General features: G+C 42.9%; 18 protein-coding genes. 9 read left to right on the top strand and 9 right to left on the bottom strand.

Annotated elements, in window-relative coordinates; genetic code table 11:
* Nucleotides 1-106: 106 nt before the first annotated feature.
* On the top strand, nt 107-1,063 hold the full coding sequence (locus KP77_RS06745; RefSeq protein WP_041121973.1) for a cation diffusion facilitator family transporter: 957 nt from the start codon (nt 107-109) through the stop codon (nt 1,061-1,063).
* 135 nt (nt 1,064-1,198) lie between these two features.
* Here KP77_RS06745 and KP77_RS06740 read toward each other — a convergent pair whose 3' ends face one another.
* From KP77_RS06740 to KP77_RS06725, 4 genes are all read right to left on the bottom strand, one after another.
* Complete coding sequence (locus KP77_RS06740; protein ID WP_041121972.1) at nt 1,199-3,034, bottom strand: ABC transporter ATP-binding protein; 1,836 nt, start codon at nt 3,032-3,034, stop codon at nt 1,199-1,201.
* Nucleotides 3,024-4,754, bottom strand: a complete 1,731-nt coding sequence (locus KP77_RS06735) for an ABC transporter ATP-binding protein (protein ID WP_041121971.1) — start codon at nt 4,752-4,754, stop codon at nt 3,024-3,026. Before KP77_RS06735 ends, KP77_RS06740 begins: the two co-directional genes overlap by 11 nt.
* Before the next feature lie 141 nt (nt 4,755-4,895).
* Entirely contained in the window at nt 4,896-6,407 is a 1,512-nt protein-coding gene (locus tag KP77_RS06730) for a potassium/proton antiporter (RefSeq protein ID WP_041121970.1), read from the bottom strand.
* A 115-nt stretch (nt 6,408-6,522) separates the two neighbouring features.
* A complete protein-coding gene (locus tag KP77_RS06725; RefSeq protein WP_041121969.1) occupies nt 6,523-7,044 on the bottom strand; it encodes a type 1 glutamine amidotransferase domain-containing protein in 522 nt (173 codons plus the stop codon).
* A gap of 90 nt (nt 7,045-7,134) precedes the next feature.
* Between KP77_RS06725 and KP77_RS06720 the strand changes: the two genes are divergently transcribed.
* Nucleotides 7,135-7,434, top strand: coding sequence for a DUF6509 family protein (locus tag KP77_RS06720; protein WP_235420688.1), 300 nt, complete (start codon nt 7,135-7,137; stop codon nt 7,432-7,434).
* A 206-nt stretch (nt 7,435-7,640) separates the two neighbouring features.
* The gene (locus KP77_RS06715) at nt 7,641-9,491 is read left to right on the top strand and encodes a methyl-accepting chemotaxis protein (RefSeq protein WP_052474010.1); all 1,851 of its coding nucleotides are present in this window, start codon (nt 7,641-7,643) and stop codon (nt 9,489-9,491) included.
* Nucleotides 9,492-9,689: 198 nt separating this feature from the next.
* On the opposite strand, the gene KP77_RS06710 is transcribed toward KP77_RS06715, so the two are convergent.
* A complete protein-coding gene (locus KP77_RS06710; RefSeq protein ID WP_041121967.1) occupies nt 9,690-11,000 on the bottom strand; it encodes a DUF4179 domain-containing protein in 1,311 nt (436 codons plus the stop codon).
* Nucleotides 10,987-11,511, bottom strand: coding sequence for a sigma-70 family RNA polymerase sigma factor (locus tag KP77_RS06705; protein ID WP_041121966.1), 525 nt, complete (start codon nt 11,509-11,511; stop codon nt 10,987-10,989). Before KP77_RS06705 ends, KP77_RS06710 begins: the two co-directional genes overlap by 14 nt.
* Nucleotides 11,512-11,657: 146 nt before the next feature.
* On the opposite strand from KP77_RS06705, the gene KP77_RS06700 reads away from it, so the two are divergent.
* From KP77_RS06700 to KP77_RS06680, 5 genes are all read left to right on the top strand, one after another.
* Nucleotides 11,658-12,170 (top strand): DUF4178 domain-containing protein, encoded by a 513-nt coding sequence (locus KP77_RS06700; RefSeq protein WP_041121965.1) that lies wholly within the window; start codon nt 11,658-11,660, stop codon nt 12,168-12,170.
* Nucleotides 12,171-12,189: 19 nt separating this feature from the next.
* Nucleotides 12,190-12,855, top strand: a complete 666-nt coding sequence (locus KP77_RS06695; RefSeq protein ID WP_041121964.1) for a PspA/IM30 family protein — start codon at nt 12,190-12,192, stop codon at nt 12,853-12,855.
* Nucleotides 12,856-13,003: 148 nt separating this feature from the next.
* A complete protein-coding gene (locus KP77_RS06690; RefSeq protein ID WP_235420687.1) occupies nt 13,004-13,591 on the top strand; it encodes a DUF4247 domain-containing protein in 588 nt (195 codons plus the stop codon).
* A gap of 27 nt (nt 13,592-13,618) precedes the next feature.
* Nucleotides 13,619-14,014 carry a DUF350 domain-containing protein gene (locus KP77_RS06685; RefSeq protein ID WP_041121963.1) on the top strand — a complete coding sequence of 132 codons (396 nt, stop codon included), beginning with the start codon at nt 13,619-13,621 and terminating at the stop codon, nt 14,012-14,014.
* 23 nt (nt 14,015-14,037) lie between these two features.
* Nucleotides 14,038-15,600 (top strand): polyamine aminopropyltransferase, encoded by a 1,563-nt coding sequence (locus KP77_RS06680; RefSeq protein WP_041121962.1) that lies wholly within the window; start codon nt 14,038-14,040, stop codon nt 15,598-15,600.
* Between the two features lie 140 nt (nt 15,601-15,740).
* On the opposite strand, the gene KP77_RS06675 is transcribed toward KP77_RS06680, so the two are convergent.
* Nucleotides 15,741-18,167, bottom strand: a complete 2,427-nt coding sequence (locus KP77_RS06675; RefSeq protein ID WP_041121961.1) for a S8 family serine peptidase — start codon at nt 18,165-18,167, stop codon at nt 15,741-15,743.
* A 330-nt stretch (nt 18,168-18,497) separates the two neighbouring features.
* Between KP77_RS06675 and KP77_RS06670 the strand changes: the two genes are divergently transcribed.
* Nucleotides 18,498-18,896 carry an S-Ena type endospore appendage gene (locus tag KP77_RS06670; protein ID WP_041121960.1) on the top strand — a complete coding sequence of 133 codons (399 nt, stop codon included), beginning with the start codon at nt 18,498-18,500 and terminating at the stop codon, nt 18,894-18,896.
* A 48-nt stretch (nt 18,897-18,944) separates the two neighbouring features.
* Here KP77_RS06670 and KP77_RS06665 read toward each other — a convergent pair whose 3' ends face one another.
* On the bottom strand, nt 18,945-19,664 hold the full coding sequence (locus KP77_RS06665) for a YebC/PmpR family DNA-binding transcriptional regulator (RefSeq protein ID WP_041121959.1): 720 nt from the start codon (nt 19,662-19,664) through the stop codon (nt 18,945-18,947).
* A 76-nt stretch (nt 19,665-19,740) separates the two neighbouring features.
* Entirely contained in the window at nt 19,741-21,393 is a 1,653-nt protein-coding gene (locus KP77_RS06660) for a sensor domain-containing protein (protein ID WP_041121958.1), read from the bottom strand.
* Between the last annotated feature and the right edge of the window lie 66 nt (nt 21,394-21,459).

The raw sequence follows: 21,459 nt of genomic DNA, 5'->3' as shown, positions 1-21,459 counted from the left end.
TCTCATTGCTTATTATTGTACCATTTTCATTTAATTTACGCATAATGGAGAAAATAACTGGTAAATGGGGAATAGATGAGTATACCAGAAAGAGAGGAGCTTACATATGAAAGAATTTTTCGGATTATTAAAAGGGGGGAATAAACCTTCCCTCCTTGCAGCAATCGTCAATTCATTTATCGGATTATTAAAAATGGTGGCCTATCTGCTCACAGGTAATATTGCAATGTTTGCAGAGATGATGCACTCATTCGGTGATGCAGCAAATCAGCTTTTTGTCTTTATTGGATCAGCCCTATCCAAGAAAGCGCCGACATCCCGGTTTCCAAACGGATTTGGAAGAGTTGTCAATCTCGTTTGTCTCGGCGCAGTGATCATCGTCGGTATACTTTCTTATGAAGCTATTAAAGAAGGGATTCATCATCTGTTTCATCCAGCAGAGACAACCGGTCTTGCAATTATTCTTAGTGTTTTAGGTATCGGTGTTGTCCTCGAACTGTTTGTATTTTATAAAGCCGCTAAAGAAGTTCTTCACGAAGCAGGTGTTGAAGGAAAAGGGCTGGGTGTTTTCACAAAAAGCGTCACACACCTTAAGCAGGCAAAGCCCGCAACAAAGCTTGTCTTCATGGAGGATTTTGTTGCAACGAGCGGTGGGGTTCTTGCAATGATTGCAGTGCTGATTGCCCACTTCACAAGCTTTGTACAGGCTGAGGGAATCGCTTCAATTATCATCGGGCTCATGATGTTCTATGTTGTTGGACGGGTATTTCTTGAAAATGCACGTGGTGCGATTGGAGAAACTGATGATGAAATGCGTGTTCATATCAGCAGAATCATCATGAAAGATGAGCACGTCAGAGACATTAAAATGCTGCATGTAGTCAAAGAAGGAGAAAGCCTCCACGTAGATGCTAAAATTGAAGTTGATCAGACAATCTCTATTGCTGAAGCAGATGATATCAGGGATCGCCTGAAACTGTTAATTTATGCGCAAAAAGGTGTATCCGACGTACTCATATCCTTTGATGAGGATAATTTAAAAACCGATTGGCAACCTCTATAACAGCTTTAAAATGAAAGTTTTGTTGAAGTCGGCTGGTAATTTCCGCTGAGGTAAAACAACAGGCAACTTTAACTAAGCAAAAACAATAAAAGGATCCGCAGTTCTAAGTGAACTGCGGACTTTTCTAATGTTAACTCAACTGGACAGCTGTTCTTTCAACTGGCTTTTTTGCAAGTCTGCATAGAAGCCGTTTCTCTCAATCAACTGGTCATGATTCCCTCTTTCAATCAGACGGCCGTTATTCAGGACAAGAATCTGATCTGCATTTTGAATGGTGTTCAGTCTGTGGGCGATCACAAAGCTTGTTCTCCCCTTCATGAGAACTTCGAGTGCTTCCTGGATCTTGATTTCTGTGACGGTATCAATACTTGATGTGGCTTCATCAAGGATCAGCAGATCAGGATCAGCAAGCATCGCTCTTGCAATGGCGAGCAGCTGTCTTTGTCCCTGACTGATGCCTTCCCCGTCAGCTTTCAGCACTGTATCATATCCATCAGGCATCTTTCTGATGAAACTATCTGCATTGGCCATACGGGCAGCTTCCTCCACTTCACTGTCTGAGGCAGTCAGCCTCCCATAGCGGATATTTTCACGGATCGTTCCCTGAAAAAGGATAGAGTCCTGCAGCACAAAAGCCATATGACTTCTTAGACTTGAGCGCTTAATATCCATCAGATCAGTTCCATCGACCAGTACTCTTCCACCTGTCGGATTATAAAAGCGTGACAGCAGATTGATAATTGTCGTCTTTCCTGCCCCGGTTGGTCCAACTAATGCAATCGTCTCACCAGGTGACGCCTCAAAGGACAGATCGCTTAGAATCACTTCATCCTCTTCATATGAAAAAGATACGCGGTCAAAAATAACGCCTCCTTCCAGACGATCAAGCGACTTCGCATGTTTTTCGTCTTTTCTTTCCTCATCCTCACTCATAATATCAAAGACCCGCTCAGCTCCGGCAACAGCTGATAATAGCGTATTAAACTGGTTTGCCAGATCATTCAGCGGACGTGTGAACTGACGTGAATACTCAACAAAAATGACAATGACTCCAATGGTAATATAACCATTCAGCGCTAGAACGCCCCCGATCAGTGCGATGACAGCAAAGCTCAGGTTATTCAAAAAGTTCATCAACTTAGGGATAAAGCCTGAGAATGTCTGCGCCCAGAATCCGGCAAGTCTCAGCTTTTCATTCTTTTCCTCAAACTGATGGATGACCCGTTCTTCCTGGGAGAAAGTTTTAATGATTCTCTGACCTGACAGTGTTTCCTGAATGTAGCCGTTCAGCTCCCCAAGATTCTTCTGCTGCTCCTTGAACAGTCTGCCGGTACGTTTTGTAATCCATTTTAACCCGAGCACCATAGCAGGAATCACAAGGACTGTAATAAGCGTCAGAAGCGGACTTAAGTAGAGCATCACGCCCACTGTCCCAACGAGTGTCAGAACACTTGAAACGATTTGAATCACTGAACTGTTCAGTGTGGAACTTACGTTTTCCATATCATTTGTTACACGGCTCATTAACTCACCGTGCTGCCTTTTATCAAAAAAAGGAATCGGCAGCTTCTGCAGATGATTAAAAAGCTGCGTCCGCATTGTAAAAACGGTTTCCTGTGCAATCCTTACCATCCACATTGCCTGAAACCACATAGACAGCGAATAAACAACATATACAGCAGCAAGCGCCCAGATCAGTTGGATAAGGCCGTCTGCATCTCCAGAAACAATATAATCATCAATCGCCATCCCGACAAGGAAAGGGCCAAGCAGTGCCATGGCTGAACTGATCAGGACCATAAAAAGTACAAGGTAGAGCTTCAGCTTATTCATTGAAAGATAGTGCCAGATCTTTTTAACGGTTCCTGTGAAGTCATCTGCTTTACGTTTTTTTGATCCTGCAGCAGACTCCTCTATCTCTTTGAGTGAACGCTTTTTGTATTGGAACGGGCGTCTGATGTCATTCAGCATATGGCAAAGCCTCCTTCCCGGCCTGAGATTCAACGATTTTCCGGTAAAGCGTTGATTGTCTGATCAGCTCATCATGACTGCCCTCATCAAGCAGCCTGCCTTCATCAATTAACAGGATGCGGTCTGAAGCCATTGTAGTGCTGATTTTCTGTGTAATCATAATTGTTGTGCATGACAGGTCTTCAAGCGCTGCCAGCAATTTTGCTTCTGTCTTCATATCAAGTGCGCTTGTACTGTCATCGAGTAATAAGATAACTGGCTTCTTAACGAGTGCTCTTGCAATTGACAGACGCTGTTTTTGACCACCTGAGAGGTTCACACCTTTTTGTCCAAGCACCGTATCATATTGTTTTGGGAGACTCATAATGGTGTCATGAATCTGTGCACGCTTTGCAGCCTCCTGCACTTCTTCAAAAGTCGCATACTCATTACCCCAGCGGATATTTTCCTGAATAGTCCCTGTGAACAGCATGGCTTCCTGTGGCACAAAGCCAATCTGGCTGCGCAGGTTTTTCAGGGTCATCTCATGAACTGACTGTCCGTCGATTTTTACCGCACCTTCAGTGACATCATAAAGTCTCGGAATGAGCTGAAAAATTGTTGATTTACCCGAACCGGTTCCCCCGAGCACTGACACCCTCTCTCCCGGATTCACGGTAAATGAAAGCTGGTCAAGTACTTTTACAGAGGTCTCAGGGTATGTAAAGCTTACACGCTCAAAAGTGACCTCTCCTCTTTTAATCATAAAGCTTTCACTTGATTCGCTGTCATACAGGTCCACATCCGTATTAATCACTTCACTGATCCGTGCACCTGACGCTTTTGCACGGGAAAATACCATAATAATCATCGTGACAATTGAAAGTGCTCCAGTCATTCTCGTCGCATAGTTCACAATCGCAACGACTTCACCGACGCTTGCTCCCCCTGTATTTACTTCAACGGTTCCATACCAGAGAATCACAAGAATACTCAGGTTCATTAATAATAAAATGACCGGCATTGTCACTTCGATCAATCGCAGTGCTGCCACTGTTTTATCCATCAGCTGCTCACTCGACTGACGGAACCTTTTCATTTCATGCCTGCCGCGCAAAAACGCTCTGATCAGTCTGATTCCGATCAGGTTTTCCTGCATGACATTATTTACATGATCGAGCCGTTCCTGAACTGATTTAAAAAGGCTGCCTGCTTTACTCATAATGACAATTAAGAACAGCACCAGAACCGGAACTGAAATCACCAAAACGAGTGCGAGCATCGGATTCACAAGCAGCGCCATAATAACACTTCCGATCACAAGAAGCGGTGCACGCATCATGATTCTCAGACTCATAAATACAGTATTCTGGAGCATTGTTACATCGTTTGTCAGACGCGTAATCAGAGATGATGTTGGAAACACGCTGAAATTTGAAAATGAGAAATCCTGTACTTTTTTATACAGGGCTTCTCTAATATCAAAGCCGAAGCTCTGACTCACGTGAGAAGAATAAAAAGAGTTTGTTACCCCTGCAGCAAATGCAGCGAGTGAACACCCAATCAGCACAGCGCCCCACATCATGACAGCAGACAGGTTATTCTGCTGAATCCCCTGGTCAATAATGTATGAAATAATAAGCGGCTGAACGAGTTCCACTGCGAGTTCAGTCAGCATCAAAAGCAGTGCAATGATAATTGCAATTTTATATGGTGTTAAATAGGAGGTGATTTTTGTCATGAGCATTCTTCCTTCCAGACCATTTGAGACTCGAAATACTTACTCGTACTGTACCATAATTTTGCCACTTTTCAGAGAGATTTGAGCAGACAGAACTTTTCCCGCTGTATATAAAGTTTTTTTCATAAGAAAAAGCCAGGCTTATGAGCCTGACTTTTCTGGATTTTCCTGTTCCTGTTGATTCTCTTCATCAGTTTGAACCGGCTCCCATTTTTTCTGATAAAACCGGACTTTTACAAGGTCGCGCGTTTTCTTTTTTGTCAGGACATACAGTGTGTCCCCTTCTTTTAACCTTGTCACACCAGTTGGCGTCAATATTTTTTCTTTTCTGATGACAGCCGTAATCAGTGTATATTTGGGGAGTGTAATATCTGCAAGCTTCATACCTGCTACAGCCGCATTCTCAGGAATCGTGAGCTCCACCATCTCAGACTCGGTTTTCCCAAGAGCGATCAGTTCAAGACTGTATGGACTCTGAAGCTTTTCTTCCCCGGCGAGTCCAAGTTTATTACCGAGCCACGAAAGTGTACCACCCTGGATCAGCGCTGAGGTCAATACTACGAAAAAGACAGTATTGAAAATCAGCATCGCATTTTCAAGCCCAGCAACAATCGGATAAGTTGCCAGTACGATTGGTACAGCCCCCTTTAATCCGGCCCATGAAATAAAGAGCTTTTCTTTACTGTTGTACTTCATGCCAAGCATACTGAGAAATACGCCAACAGGACGTGCAATCAGCATCAGAATAATTGATAGCAGCATTCCCTGCCATACTACATCAAACAGCTGATTAGGAAATACCAGCAGCCCGAGCATGATAAACATGACAATTTGCATCATCCAGGCAAAGCCTTCATTAAAACGTAATATCGAATGCCGGTACGGGATTTCTTTATTACCCACTACAACTGCCATTACATAAACTGCCAACAGGCCGCTTCCGTTGATAAAGGTTGTTCCTGCATATGTAAATATTGCGAAAGACAATGCCAGCACCGGATAAAGTCCGGATGCATCCAGATTGATTTTTGTGATAGTAGCAACGGTTATCCTTCCAAGTACTAATCCTGCCACCAATCCAACAGACATCTGTATCAGAAAACCGGCAAGCATTGACCAGAATCCTGAATCCGGGATCTGAATCAGTTCAATAAACATAACCGTTAAAAAAACTGCCATCGGATCATTGGTCCCTGATTCCGCCTCAAGAGTAGAAGTCAGTTTTTCTTTAATGTTTTTTGTGCCCAGCACAGAGAATACTGCTGCAGCATCTGTTGAACCTACAATCGCACCAAGCAGAAAGCCTTCCAGCCAGGTCAGATCAAGGATCCATACTGAAGCAAGACCGACGATTCCTGAAGTGATCAAAACACCCACTGTAGCAAGAGAGGTTGATGCACCAAGAACCGGTTTGATACTTTGCCAGCTGGTCTGTGTTCCACCTTCAAAAAGAATAATAATCAGTGCCAGGATTCCTACCAGCTGAACAAATTCAGTATTCTCAAAATAAATAAATTCACTGAGAAGCATTCCGGCAATTAAGAAAAGTACGAGGGAGGGCATACCTAAACGCGAAGAGAACTTTGTAGCAGCTACCCCTATAATCAGCATGGCAGCCATAAGAAAAATCAAACCGTCAACCGTAAAATCCACGAACTCACTCCTTTAAATATTGCAATAATTGTATTATATCAAAAAACATTTCACTTTACGTTTGTGAAGCTTTAAACATAAGAAAAAGACCGGACATTTTCCGGCCTTAACTGTTTTACTTCACAAATGCTTCCACCAGCGCATTACCATATGCAGGCAGGTCAGGGGGTCTTCTGCTCGAAATAATATGCCCATCAGTGACAACCGCTTCATCATGCCAGATCGCTCCGGCATTTGTCATGTCATCTTTAATACCAGGCGTACTCGTTACATTGCGGCCTTCAAGAATACCTGCTGATATCAGGACCCATCCTGCATGACAGATCTGACCTATTACTTTTTTATGCTGATCCATATATTTCACCATATCGAGTACTTCGCTATATCTTCTGAGCTTATCCGGCGACCAGCCACCGGGCACAAGAATACCGTCATATTCATTCACATGAATCTCACTGAAAGCATAATCGCTTTGAGCAGGCACACCGTATTTACCTTTATAGACTTCTCCATTTTTCTCACCAACAATATGGACAATTGCCCCTTCCCCTCTCAGACGCATAACCGGCACCCAGAGTTCCAGGTCTTCAAAATCATCACTTACTAACGCAATCACTTTCTTATCTTTTAATTTCATATACAATGCCTCCTTTTCGTCCTTTCGTACATACAATAGCCGCTTTGATGTATACTGAAACAATCATACATGAAAGGTGGCAACATATTAATGAATATTACAGCTTATACTGTTGAGAAAATAAATGATCCATTCGGTATCCTGACCGGTGACCGTTATGAATTGCTATTGGAACTTGAAAATGACGAGGAAGATGAGCTATTTGAGGACGGAGACGTTCAGATTAAAGCACTTTACAAGATCGAAGACGGCGAAGAACAGCTGGTCAAATATGATCTGATTAAGACAAGTGATGGAGCAGTACTTGACTTTGAGCTTGAGGATGAAGAAATCGAAACTGTCCGTGCATTCTGCAGCAAACATTGTCAGGAAGCATTAGATAACGAATAATAATTGTTACAGGCACTTTTTTACAGGTGCCTTTTTTTATTTCCCGGCCTCACGATCCCGGCAGCGGAGTAAGAACTTACAAATTCACCTGTTAGAAATTTAAGAATCATCTAAATCTTTTCTTGACTCGAAATACTTATTCCCATAATATTATGGAGAAAGATCACTACTATTTACCCATATATACAAGAAGGAAGGATGACACGATGAAGGGATCTGTAGGTCAAAAGCTGGTATCAGCATTTCTTGTTGTTGCATTAATTTTTGCAGCATCAGGTGTTTTCTCCTATATAAACATGCGCTCTATGAGTCAGACATTTGAAAATGTCACTGAATCTTTATTCGAGGCTCGCGCAGCCATACTTGAACTCGAAAGCACGGTTCACGAACAAAACAGTACATACAGAGGATTTTTATTATCTTCGCAGTCAATCTATTTGGACAGTTTTTACAAATTGAATGCTGAAACTGCAGCGCTTGGTGAAAAGGTTGAAACACTTATCAGTGATGATGCATCCTTACAGCTGCTGGCATCTATTACTGATAAGAATGCAGAAATGCTTGCAATTGGTGAAGAGCTTTTGCCCGTTTTTGAGTCAAGTCCTGAAATTGCCCGTACAACAGCAACCGGATCTATGACAAGGCTTGCGAATCAGCTTGCAGGTGAATCAAATGATATGATTACCCTCATCAATGAAGATATTGCATCTACTCTGGACGAATCAAACGCTTCGATTGCCCAGGCACGAACGCTTTCTACTATTATGATGAGTGCAGCATTCCTGATTGCGATTCTGCTTGGCGTGGTATTGACTTCACGGATTACAAAGCCGCTGAAATCAATGACTGCGATGGCAGAAAGAGTTGCGAATGGTGATTTAACAGAACATACTGTCCCTATGAAAGGGAAAGATGAAATTGCTAAGCTGCAGCATTCATTTATTGCGATGCAGGACAACTTAAAAAATCTGATTCAAAAGATTTCTCTCAACTCCGCCCAGGTTGCTGCTTCATCAGAAGAACTGTCAGCTAATGCGGAGCAGACATCCAAAGCAACTGAACAGACAGCAGGGTCAATTGAACAGATCTCACGCGGCTCTGAAGATCAGGTAACAGCTGCAGACCGCAGTGTTGAGTCTCTTAAAAACGTTACTGCCGGCATTCAGACGATCGCAGAAAATGCGAATGTGATTGAACGTTATTCAAATGAATCTCTGAGTCATGCGAATGAAGGCGGATCACTTGTAGAGAATACAGTCAATAATATGGAATCGATTAACCAGCGTGTAGGTGAGTCTGATCAGGCGATTCAAAACCTGTCAGCACGTACAGATGAAATTGGTTCAATTCTTGAAGTCATCCGGGGAATTGCTGACCAGACAAATCTCCTTGCACTGAATGCAGCGATTGAAGCTGCCCGGGCAGGAGAACACGGTAAAGGATTCGCAGTAGTAGCTGATGAAGTCAGAAAGCTTGCAGAACAGTCAGCCGGATCCACACATAAAATTAATGATCTCATCTCTGAAATGCAAAAAGACTCATCTCACTCTGTTGATACAATGAATGTTGTAAAAGCGGAAGTAGAACGCGGCATCACATCAGCCCAGGATACGCGTGAAAAATTCCAGCTGATCGTCGGCTCTATCCAGCAGATGACTTCACAAATTGAGCAGATGAACGAAACAGCTCAATCAATTGCTGCAAAATCAGATGAAGTGACTGAAACTGTTGGCAGCATGACAGGTATTGCAAAAGATACAAATGATCACTCTGCAAGCGTCAGTGCCGCTGCCCAGCAGACACTTGCTTCAATGGAAGAAGTCACCTCTTCATCAGCAGCACTGACAGGCATGGCTGAGGAGCTTCAGGCACTGATCGCAACATTTGAACTTCCTGACGAAAACATGGCTTCTGAAGATGATGTTTTTTATGAAGATGATCACTCTGATGTTGAAGAAATGCATGAGGAAGAGTCTGAATATGAAGAGCAGGAACTTTCTGAGGAAGAATATAACGAATTGTACGATTCAGAGCACGAGCAGTCAAAAATATCATAGTGAATAGATGAAGGCCGGAGCGAACAGCTCCGGCCTTAGGTTTTGCGGTAGTGGCTGGGTGGGAATGGCGATAGTTGAAGGCAGGGATCGGGCGGCGAATTCCATCAGACAGTCCCCTATTTCCTTCACCCATTCTGCCGCCCGAACACTTACGTACTTATTCAGCAATTGAGCACCTACAATTCGTACCTATCTAAACTACTTATAAATACTAATTACTTCATCTGATTCAATCCATCCCGGGTAAAATGCAAAGTCAATTGTCAGCGGGTTTTGATAACTGCTGTTTTCAAATCTGAAGTCCATCATTGATTTACCATCGTATGAGCGGTAACCGGCTGACGGGATGTTAACGGTTTCGCCATCAGCATCAGTCGCCTCACTGAAAAGGCTGTATCCAAACTCAGCCCTGTTTATTTCAAGCTCAATCCCAAGCCGGTCAATGGATGTAAAGGTAATACCTGAATCATCCGGTGCCGAGATCACTTCCCCAGTATCTGTATCAACTATAACCGCCTCGTGTTCACGATCAACTGCCTGCACTTTTCCAATAATCAATGAAAGCTCCTCCGGCATATCAAAATAGCTGCTTTCAAAGTAAACGGTTCTTGCTTCTGCATCTCCTGTGGATGTCAGGCCATCCGTTGACTGCTTCCACTCTTCACCATTCTCATCTGTCATCTTCATCGCTTCATAGGCAAGAATCTTTTTTTCATTATCAGGATCAGGCACTAACTCCACGCTGGCTCTGATTGGAGAAATATTGACTTCTTTAATCATCAGTTCCTGTCCTTCGATACTGACCGTTTTATTCAGTTCATACGTTTCAGTTTCAGCTTTTTCAGAAGATAACGTGATCGGTATTTCGATTTCACCGTCGAATACATGCTGATTCTGCCTGTCACCGAACACCACTGTCAGCTCTCTTCCCGGAGAATAGTCATCTTCAAAGAAGAAATTAGCTGAACCTGTAAGCACGGTACTTTCATGGTCTGCATTCAGGTCTGTTCCTGATGTAGAAGATGCATCCACTCTATCACCATTTTCATCAAGAAGCTCACTCACTGCAAAAAACGGATCTCTTACCGGTTCCGGAATTTCCACAGTATAGAATATGACAAGCCCCTGCTCATCCTGTATGACAGAATCAATCGTGATGATCACGCCGTCTCTGGAACGGCTGACGTCCAGCTGTTCAAAGTATTCATTCTCCAGTGCAGTTTGAAGCCCTCTGTCATGACGGATCAGTTCAACAATCCGGTCCATACCCGGAATGGAAGAAATATGTCCTGCCATGACAGGTGACACTTTTACTGTCATTACAAAAGCAAATACCAGGACTGCGGCAGCAGCAATAGGAATCAGCCACTTTTTCAGAGCGGGCTGTTTCTTTTGCTTCGCATTTTTCATTCCGCTCAGAATCGCATCATCAAGAAGCTCATCAGGCACCGACTGCTGTTCAAGTGATCTTTTGTATTCCTTTAACCGGTTTTCTTCATTTTGATACACGTCGATCATCTCCCTTCTCAAACCAGCGCTTTAATTGTGACAATGATTGATAGAGCTTAGTCTTCACTGTTCCTTCGGGCATTTCGAGCACTTCAGCCACCTGTCTGATTGTTAAGTCCTGAATAAATTTAAGATTGATCAGTTCTCTTTCTTTTGGACTGAGACTTTCAAGCGCTTCTGCGGTTTCTATGTTGGAATACTGATGGTCAGCTGAACGCTCATCTTCAAAAAACGGGTGCCCTGTCACTTTCTTTCTCTTTTGAAGTTCCGTCTGACAAACATTTATCATGATCCTGATCAGCCAGGTTTTTGCGTATTCGGGTTGCTTCAATGAATGAATCGATTGATAGGCACGACAGGTTGTTTCTTGAACCGCTTCGATTGCATCAGCTTCATTCTTCAAATAAGCATATGCCGTTTTATACAAGTCCGCTTTACATGCCTGCATTAAACGCACAAACGCCCCGTCATCTCCTTTAATAGCGTCTGACGCCAATTCTTCAAGCTCCATATGCTTCCTCCTCACTTACCTTCTATCTATTAGATCACTCACATCACAAAAAAGTTTGATATTTTTTATAAAGATGAAACCTTTTATTTTTTGATGCGTATAAGGTATTGTAACAGGAAAGACATAGAAAAAAGGATGATGAACAGATGAGCTTTTTTAAGCGGCTGTTTGGCGGAAAACAGGATACACGGCCTGAAGTAAAAGATAGAACCGTTCACAATCTGAAAATCGGTGACATTGTCACTTATGACCTTCAGGATTATGAAGTGGTCGGCAAGCTGTCTTACAATGACCATGGTTTTAAATGGTCAGCCTATCAGCTTCAGGGTGTACAGGAAGTAATCTGGCTTGGCGTCGAAATGGATGACGAACTGGAACTTGGCATTTACAAAAAATCAACGCTGAAACTCCAGGAGCCTCTGCCAAAGGAAATTGAGTATGAAGGCACGACATATTATCTTGATGAAACAGGTTCAGCGATTGTCAAAGGTGAAGGCAGAAGTCAAAATGTTGATGGTGTTAAGTGTAAATACGCTGAATACTATGATGAAGATGATGAGAAAGCTTTATCCGTTGAAATCTGGGGCGGTGACGTTGAAGCAAGCACAGGATACAGTATTGAAGAATATGAATTAAAAATCATTGCAGGTTCACATTAAAATATTGGAGGAATGACAAATGTTTCAATTTTTCAAAAGAGTAAAAACCGTAGTAGGATCAGAATTAAATTCAATGCTTGATAAGGCGGAAGATCCGGTAAAGATGCTTGATCAGTTCATGCGTGAAATGGAAGCTGATATCCGTGAAGTGGAAACAGCAGTCGCAAAACAGATCGCAAGCGAAAAAATGCTTCAGAAAAAAGTTGAAGACGCAGAGAGCATGATGAAAAAGCGTGAAGATCAGGCGATGAAAGCGATCGAAGCAGGTAATGAAGATCTTGCACGCCGCGCGCTTGAAGATAAAAAGAATCATGCAGACCAGGCATCTTCACTGCAGGAGTCTTATGCAAGAGCCAAAGAAGATGTTGCAGGACTCAGAACAAAGCTTGATGAAATGAAGAAAGAATACAATGAAATGAAAATGAAAAAGGATTCTCTGAAAGCACGTGCTGAATCAGCTAAAACCCGCACGAAGATGAACCGCACACTGTCAGGAATCAACAATGATGCATCACGCGGTGGTTTTGAAAGAATGGAAGAGAAAGTCATGCAGTTTGAAGCTGAGGCTGAAACAAGTGAAGACCTCCGCCAGTCAAACCGCAGTCTTGATGACGAGTTCGACTCACTCGATAATAGTGTAGATGATGAACTTGCAGCACTGAAGAAAAAAATGGGTAAAGAGTAATGATAGCAGGGCCAGCGTGACATGATGTCACCTGTGCCCTTCTTTTGGTGTAATGTGCAGCGTACGATTTTGACCGGTGAACTGTCACCACAAATCGGGCACTGTAATTGCACAGAGCGTACAGCTTTATTGAAAGGACGGTGAAAATATGAAACGGTCGATCATGTCAGTTTTGATTGTTGCGGTAATGATGTTTACAGCAGCCTGTGGGAACAGCGAAGGGTCCATATTCAAGGATGGAATTGAAGATTATATCAGCACTACATATACGTTATACGATACAGTTGAAAGCGCAGAAAACAGCGATCGCTATGCAAGAATCTATCAGGCAGAAAACACAGGTCTATCCGCGGTATCTGATTCATTGCAAAGTCATGAAACCCCTGATGAAATGAGCGAAATCAATAACGGAAAACAGATTTTCATCTATGATAATGTCTTTGTCACACTGACTGAGTCTGAAGAGGACGCTGATAATATTATGATCGAAGTAGCTGAGCAGGAATTTGCCCGTAACAATTACGGTCCAAGCTTTTTTGAAGGTTATCTGCTAGCGAGTCTGATCTCAAATATTTTCGGCAACAACTGGTACGATTCAAGAAGCAGACAATGCAGCATTAATCCTGAGCGCTGTTACGGCGGATACAATTCTGCCGGTTCATACGTTGGTAAAAACTCGACGCCTACGATTCGCGGTTCAAGTAATCGCGGCGGCGGAGTCGGATTCGGAAAGTAAAAACTTATTTTGAGAGGAGCAACTGAAATGGAACCATTTTTGCTTACTATTATGTACTTTGCAATTGCAATTGTTGTGATCCTGGTTGGATTGGCAGTTTTTGAACTTATTACAACAAAATATAAAGACTGGGATGAGATCCTTGCCGGTAACAAAGCTGTAGCCCTGTCGATCAGCGGAAAAATTACCGGTATCAGTATCATTCTTGCTTTCGCGATCTATCACAGTTTTGCTGTGTGGGAAACGTTGATCTGGGGCGGCCTTGGTGTTGTTTTACAGATGATCGGTTACCTGTTGTTTGAACTCTTCACAAGAAAGTTCTCAGTTGAGGAGCAGCTTCATAAAGGAAATCTTGCAGTAGGTATTATCAGCTTTGGCGTGTCAGTAGGCCTGGCTTTTGTAATCGGCGCGTCCATTACATAATATAAACGGTTAGGAGCTTCACCATGAAGACAGTTAATGAACTTGGCATGAGACAGAGTAAAACAATCTACTGGGCTTCAGGAATCGTTTCAATTTGCGGCATTATATTTGAAGTATTATTCGGAGCTGCGGGCTCTTATATTCTGGGAGATGGTGTGAAGCAATATACGCTCACCATCTCGCTTTTTTTAACTGGAATGGGAATTGGTGCTTCAATCAGTGAGCGCGTAACAAAAAACCTGATCCCTTCTTTCATCTGGATTGAATATGCAATTGGTATCATCGGGGGATTGTCCACCTTTTTATTCTTTGGTGTGACAGCCTTTCTGCCTGATGGAACAGATGCTATTTTTCTATACGGCATCACTCTGATCGTAGGCGGTCTGACAGGACTAGAGCTCCCGATATTGATCAGAAAAGCAAATGATATTGGTGTCACGCTCAGAAAAAGTACCGCGCGCGTTCTTTTTTCCGACTATGCCGGCGGACTGATCGGCGGACTGCTGTTTGTATTTTTTCTCCGTCCTGAATTTGGGCTTGTGAAGTCAGCTTTTATTGTCGGATTAATTAATGTAGCAGTCGCACTCTGGGTGCTGTACTATTTCAGAAAAGAAATTAAAAGGTTCAGGCTTCACCTCGTGTCAGGAATGACCTTCTTTCTTATTCTGTTTTCAGGTGTGTTCTGGGGAGAGGAAATGGCTTTTTCCTTTGAACAGAAGCTTTACCGGGATCCGATTATTTATGAAGAGCAGACAGATTACCAGCAGATTATTCTCACCAAAGAGCGAGGAGACGTCAGACTGTTTCTTGACGGACAGCTTCAGATGAGTTCAACTGATGAGTACCGTTATCACGAAACGCTGGTCCACCCTGCAGTTGAAGCAGCTGAATCACCTGAGCGGGTATTGGTGCTTGGGGGAGGTGACGGTCTCGTATTACGGGAACTTTGGAAATACGATGAAGTCAAAAAAGTCGATTTAGTTGATCTGGATCCTGCAGTTGTTGAACTTGCGGAGACAAATTATGATCTCCTTCAGTTGAATCAGGATTCTTTTGAAGATCCGCGGGTAACTGTTCACCATCAGGATGCATTTTCATTTATGGAACAGTCAGATACATTTTATGACGTGATCATTGTTGACCTTCCTGATCCCAACAATGAGTCATTGAATAAGCTCTACACACTCCAATTCTATCAGCTGTTGCGGAATTCACTTGAACCGGGCGGCGCCATGATGGTACAGGCAACGAGTCCGACTTTTGCTACAGAAGTCTACTGGACAATTGATCATACTGTCCGCGAGACTGGTATGCATGTGGAAAACCTTCATGTAGATGTACCAAGCTTTGGCGACTGGGGCTTTATCTTTGCTGAGCGAGAAGAGTCCGGCGCATTGGATGAGATGACCTTTAATGTGGATACAAAGTTTTTAAATGAAGAAACATTACAGAGTCTGAGAACGTTTGGTAAGGATATTGATCGTGATATAACGGACAGCCGTGGTAATGAGTTTGAGCTTAAACCGAATACGTTGATCGATCCAATCCTGCTTGAGATGTATGATAAAGCATGGGCAAACTATTAAGACTTTCTTACGTTTGGCTGATGATTTCCGCTACAATCACCAGCTGTGCCAATACAATATTTACCTTTAGTTAAACCGATTATTAAAAAGCGCGTCAGAGAAAAATTTCTCTGACGCGCTTTTTTGATGTGCAATTACAATTATTCCATCAGGAAGTTAACGCCTGCAAGGTCAGTCTGGCCTTTTAGTGTTGCGTAGGCATAGACGTTATAATAGTAACCTGCCGGAAGTTTCTGTCCATCAATTGTTCCATCCCAGGCAAATGTCTGGAATCCGAATTCTACATCTTCAACGAGTGCAATATCGCCTAGGTAGCCAACCGGTGTACCATTTTCATCTGAAAGATAAACAAACAGGTCAACCTCTTCTGCACCACCAGGGAAATACCCTTCAATTGTGAACGCATCTCCGTCCTGATAGACACCCATGCTTGTCACGCGCGGGTAGTCCGGTTCGCCGACAAACAGAATTGTTGGTACGTCTACTGTCTGCTCACCATTAGAAACTGTAATGCTGCCTTCATAATAGCCAGGCTCAAGTTTTGATGCATCAACCTGTACATTCATATTAATCTTTTTAGAGCTGTTAGCATTTACTTTTGTGTTACCGCTTGTGCTTACTTTGATTGCTTTATTGTTTTCTCCAAAGTCAACATCAAATGAATAATCTACTTTTTTATCAGACAGGTTTTTCACTTCAAAGTGATTGCGTTCAACCTGTTTGCCGTTTGCCTTAACGAATTTACCGAATGAATGGCTTCCGCTTCCGACAAGGATTTCTGTTTCAATCGCATCAAGTACCCGGATGCTTCCTGCACCCTGCGTGTTGTGAGCGTATTCTTCACCAGTTGTAGGATCAATAATTGCAGCGGCTGTGTTCATTAGTGCTGCTTTGACATCATCTACTGACCACTCCGGATTCGCCTCAAGCACTAGTGCTGCTGCACCTGCTACGTGTGGTGCTGCCATACTTGTTCCCTGAAGAGCTGCATAGCCATGCGGTTCAGCAGGATTATGAGTAGGAATTGTGCTGACAATGTTTACACCAGGTGCTGATACATCTGGCTTGATCATCCATGTATCAACAACAGGTCCGCGTGAAGAGAAATCAGCCATTGACTCTCCTACTTCACGGTCAAACTCAACGTTGAATGATACTGTATTGTTACCTGCTTCAAGTTCAGCAAGCAGCTTTTGACCATCTGCATTGCTCATTTTGATTGTAGGCAGTGAGATACCCGGAATATCAGGCTGCTCTCCTTCTACATTGTTAAAGATAATTGCTCCAGCTGCGCCTGCAGCTTTTGCATTGTCTGACTTTTCAACGAATGGGTAGTCCCCACGCTGAATCAGTGCAATCTTTCCTTCAAGATCTTTTCCTTCAAAATCAGCCGGACCACCAAGTCCAACGTATTCAAATTCAAATTCCTGATCATTCAGACCAAGGATCGCTTCATCTGATGGGAAGCCCATTACTTTAGCAGATGGATACTCAGCGTCAGCCGTCTCAACTGCTGCAGAAAATACGTTGTATGGAAGCTGCGTTGCACCAACTGAGATTGCTTCACGTGACGTTCCAGGCGAGCCGACTGTCCAGTTCACCGGGCCACTGTTACCATTTGAAGTAACTGCTACTACTCCTTCTTCCATTGCCCAGTCAAGTGCAATAGATGTTGCCCAGTCCGGAGCGTTTAGTGAATTTCCAAGTGACAGGTTCAATACATCTGCCCCGTCTTGTACTGCTCTTTCGATTCCTGCTACTACATTTTCAGTTGAACCGCTGCCGCCAGGTCCAAGAACACGGTATGCAAGCAGTGTTGCATCCGGTGCTACACCTTTGATTGCACCGTTAGCTGCAACTGTACCTGCTACGTGAGAACCGTGAAGTGTTGATTCACCACGCGGATCGCCTGCAGGTGTTTCCTGCGGATCTTCATCGTTATCGACAAAGTCATATCCTTTGTACTCCCCGAATGCATGCGCAAGGTCAGGGTGTGTATAATCTACGCCTGTATCAATGACTGCAACAGTTACCCCTTCACCCGTGAATCCTTCAGCCCATGCCTCATCAGATCCGATAAAAGGAGCGCTGTCGAACATTTCAGCTTTCAGGTTATCCTGGGATACAGGAATTGCTTCATCCACTACTGAAGCGGTATATGTAACGTTTGGGTATACTGCTTTAATTCCTTCTACTGCAAGAAGTTCAGGTACATCTTTTTCAGCAAGCTCTAAAGAAAAACCTGAGAACACAGTGTCATATTCTTTATGAACTTCTGCTCCTTCGATCTTACTCATAACAGATGATTTAACTTCTCCACGCTTGTTTTTCAGGTTCCCTTTAGACTGGGACACACCGCGTGATTTCGCTTCAGCAATTGAAGGCTCTTCTAATTCAATGATAACGGTAGTTTCTTTTCCTGACTGAAAGTTGAAATCACCTTTCAGCTGTGCCAGTGAGTCTGCATCTTTTGGTGCTGTATTCGCTCCGGCCCCCATGCCGAATGCTGACAGCAGCAAAAGAAGTACCAGTGTTGAAATGAGTGATTTAGCCGATCTCTTTTTCATCCTTTTTCCCCTTCCAATCTCTTTTTTGTGAACCTTTTCTCATTCACTCCTTCCAATTATTAAAAATAATGAACATATACAATATTCAGTCATTTCAGTATATTTTCATAGAGTTGATTTTCTTATTTTTCCAATAAGTTTTTTGTGATATATGACACATGTCTTTTATCTTATATAGTGCATATGTATTGAAATACCCTGCTACCGTATAGATAAATAGTTCGTTTTCCGAGATATCAGGATGAATAACATTGGTGTATAGCCTTTTTTACAGAATGCCCTGTCCAAACTCTATTAATTTCATATTCTATTATCAGGAGGTGAAAAAATATGACTTGCAAAAACCACTACAAACTGCCCCTTGGTTCCATCGGGAAATGCGACTGTGACTGTCCTAAGCGTCCGCGTCCTGACAAGCGGGTACTGATGCTCTTTGAAAATTGCTCTCCAATTGCCGGTAATCAAAACACACCAAACAACATTATCTTCGACACAGAACTAAACTCTCTTCCGGTCACAATGGCTGCAACGATTGAAAACTTCAGTAATAATGGCCTTAACGTCACGATCTTCCGCCAGAACAACCAGGAAACAATTGCTGTTCAGGCAGGCTCATCGCTGACATTTGTCCACGATGAAGTCGTACGCATCACGGTCAACTCATTCGGCCAGGCTTATACAGGGTCGTTTAAGTACCAGATCACGTATGAAGTTGAAAAAGACAACTAATTTCCGGACGCAAAAAGGGTGCCCTCATCAGGCACCCTTTTGACTGTTCTATTCAATAAATTCTACGTTATGATATACCTGCTGAACATCTTCAAGTTCTTCAAGCGCACCAAGTAATTTTTCTAACTGCTCCTGGTCTTCTTCAGATACAGCTACGTCATTTTGTGCGAGCATTGTCAGTTCAGCGACTGTAAATTCAGTGATTCCATTTTCCTTCAATGCCTGCTGAACAGCATTATACTGATCCGGCTCTGCGTAGATAATAACAGTATGATCCTCTTCAAGTACATCACGCACATCAATGTCGTGCTCCATCAGCAGTTCAAGAATATCATCAGCCGATTTATCCTCAACACCAAATACCGCTGTAGAATCGAACATGTATGACACTGAACCGCTCACTCCCATGTTGCCGCCGTTCTTACCAAATGCAGCACGTACTTCAGAGGCTGTACGGTTAACGTTGTTTGTCAGCGCATCAACAATAATCATTGATCCTGCCGGGCCAAACCCTTCATAGCGCAGGCTGTCATAATTCTCTTCGCCCCCGCCTTTTGCTTTTTCGATCGCTCTTTCAATAATGGCTTTTGGCACATTATACGTCTTTGCACGGTCTAACACCATGCGAAGCGCAGTATTTGCTTCGGGATCAGGCTCTCCCTGCTTTGCCGTTACATAGATCTCTCTGGCAAACTTATTATATACCTGACTCGTATTCGCATCTTTTGCTGCTTTTTTTTCTTTAATGTTATTCCACTTACGTCCCATCACTTTCACTCTCTTTCCTTCATTACTCTCTGCCTTTTCACTATACTTATTTTAGCAAAAGAAGGCAAATTGAACATCAGTTAAGCAGAGTGATTGAATAGGTGTTCTTGCCTTGTTCTTTTGCTTTGTACAGCGCATCGTCTGCAGCTTTCAAAATTTCTTCCGACGAATAATTTTTCTCATTTACAACCGTCATACCAATACTGGTTGTCACCTCAAAAAGTTCTCCCTGTAAGGTCCACGGCTTTCTGACTGACAGGAGAATCTTTTTTGCAATCTGTGAAAGTACCCCTTTATCACCCACATCATACAGCAGGATCACAAACTCGTCCCCGCCGTGTCTGACTTCCAGATCTGACCGTCTCACACTCGCTGAAAGACGGTTCGCAAACTCCTCAATTACTGCATCCCCCGTATCGTGCCCCATCGTATCATTAATCGTTTTGAAATGATCAATATCAAGGATCAGCACTGAAAATACTGTATCTTCTTTTACTAATTCTTTTTTCATTTCTTCTTCAAGCATCCGTCTGTTCGGCAGTCCGGTCAGTGAGTCGTGATAAGCAAAGTGTTTCAGCTTGGATTCATATTGCTTTGTCAGCGTGATATCCCTTGAGATCACGACCATATAACTGAACACATCCCCCTCATCAAAAACAGGGGTCCCCTGTACTTCAGTCCAGATCGGAGTGCCGTTTCCTTTCAACTGTCTTACCTGAAGCTTAAAAGGCCTGTCTTCCCTGATTGCTGTTAAAAAAGATGCATCCATCTCGTTTAAATACTTGTCCTCAACGCCAAATGAAAATGGCTTTCCTTCAAAGTCTGTCTCATCATAACCAAGCAGTCTCTTGTAAGATGGAGAAGTATAAATAATCAGTCCCCGGTGATCTACAAGGGTAATCAGATCCTGCGCATTCTCAGCAATGATTCGAAATTTCTTCTCACTGTCCTGAAAGCTTCTGAGCGCATTCATCTCTCCTGTCATATCTTTTAAAATCCAGTAGATACCTGTCACTTTATGATTAAATAAAACCGGCACGAAAATTGAAAGCCCTTCTATTTTTTCTTCTTTTGATATCTTGACAGATAAACGCAGTGATTCTGCTTTACCGTTCATTGCGGAGCGAAACGTATCAGTTGTCTGGAGATGATCAGTAGACGATATCCATTCTGTATAATGAAATCCCATGATATTTTCTCCGGAAAACAAATCTTCCGCTGCGTGATTAAGAGATTCTATTTTCCCATCCAGGTTCAGATACATAATGGCATCCAGATTATGTTCAAATAATGACCTGAAACGTTCACGGCTCTCTACAGCACGTTTTTTTGATTCGATTGCGCTTCTTTCAGCCCAGGTCGATTCTGTAATATCAGTCACAAGTGCTGTAATATATTCACACTGCCCCAGTTCATCACATAAAGGTGACAGTCTTGTTTTTGAATAATAAGTTTCTCCTGACAGTGAGCGGTAGGAATCTTTATAGATCACGTCTTCTCCACTGCTCAACACTTCATGATACTGTCTATATAGAGTATTCGTTACTTCGTTATCTTGTATGAATCTGATCGGCTTCCCATAGTCTTCTTCACTCAGGCCGGATCTGATTTTAGCTTCTTCATTAATAAATGCATAAGTGAACTCTCCATCAGGTTCTACTTTCACAATAAAAACCATCTCTTTAATTCCACTCATCATTGCCCTGTGAAGAAGATGCTCACTTCTCATGAACCCGTCCCCCTGACATATCATTCTAATCTAATGTCATACTATTCATTAACATTATCGTTGTAA

This window comes from Jeotgalibacillus alimentarius (assembly GCF_000829445.1).
In the GTDB taxonomy this organism is placed as follows: domain Bacteria; phylum Bacillota; class Bacilli; order Bacillales; family Jeotgalibacillaceae; genus Jeotgalibacillus; species Jeotgalibacillus alimentarius.
Note: the sequence above shows the minus strand (reverse complement) of the source record. Positions and strands in the feature narration are given on the sequence as shown.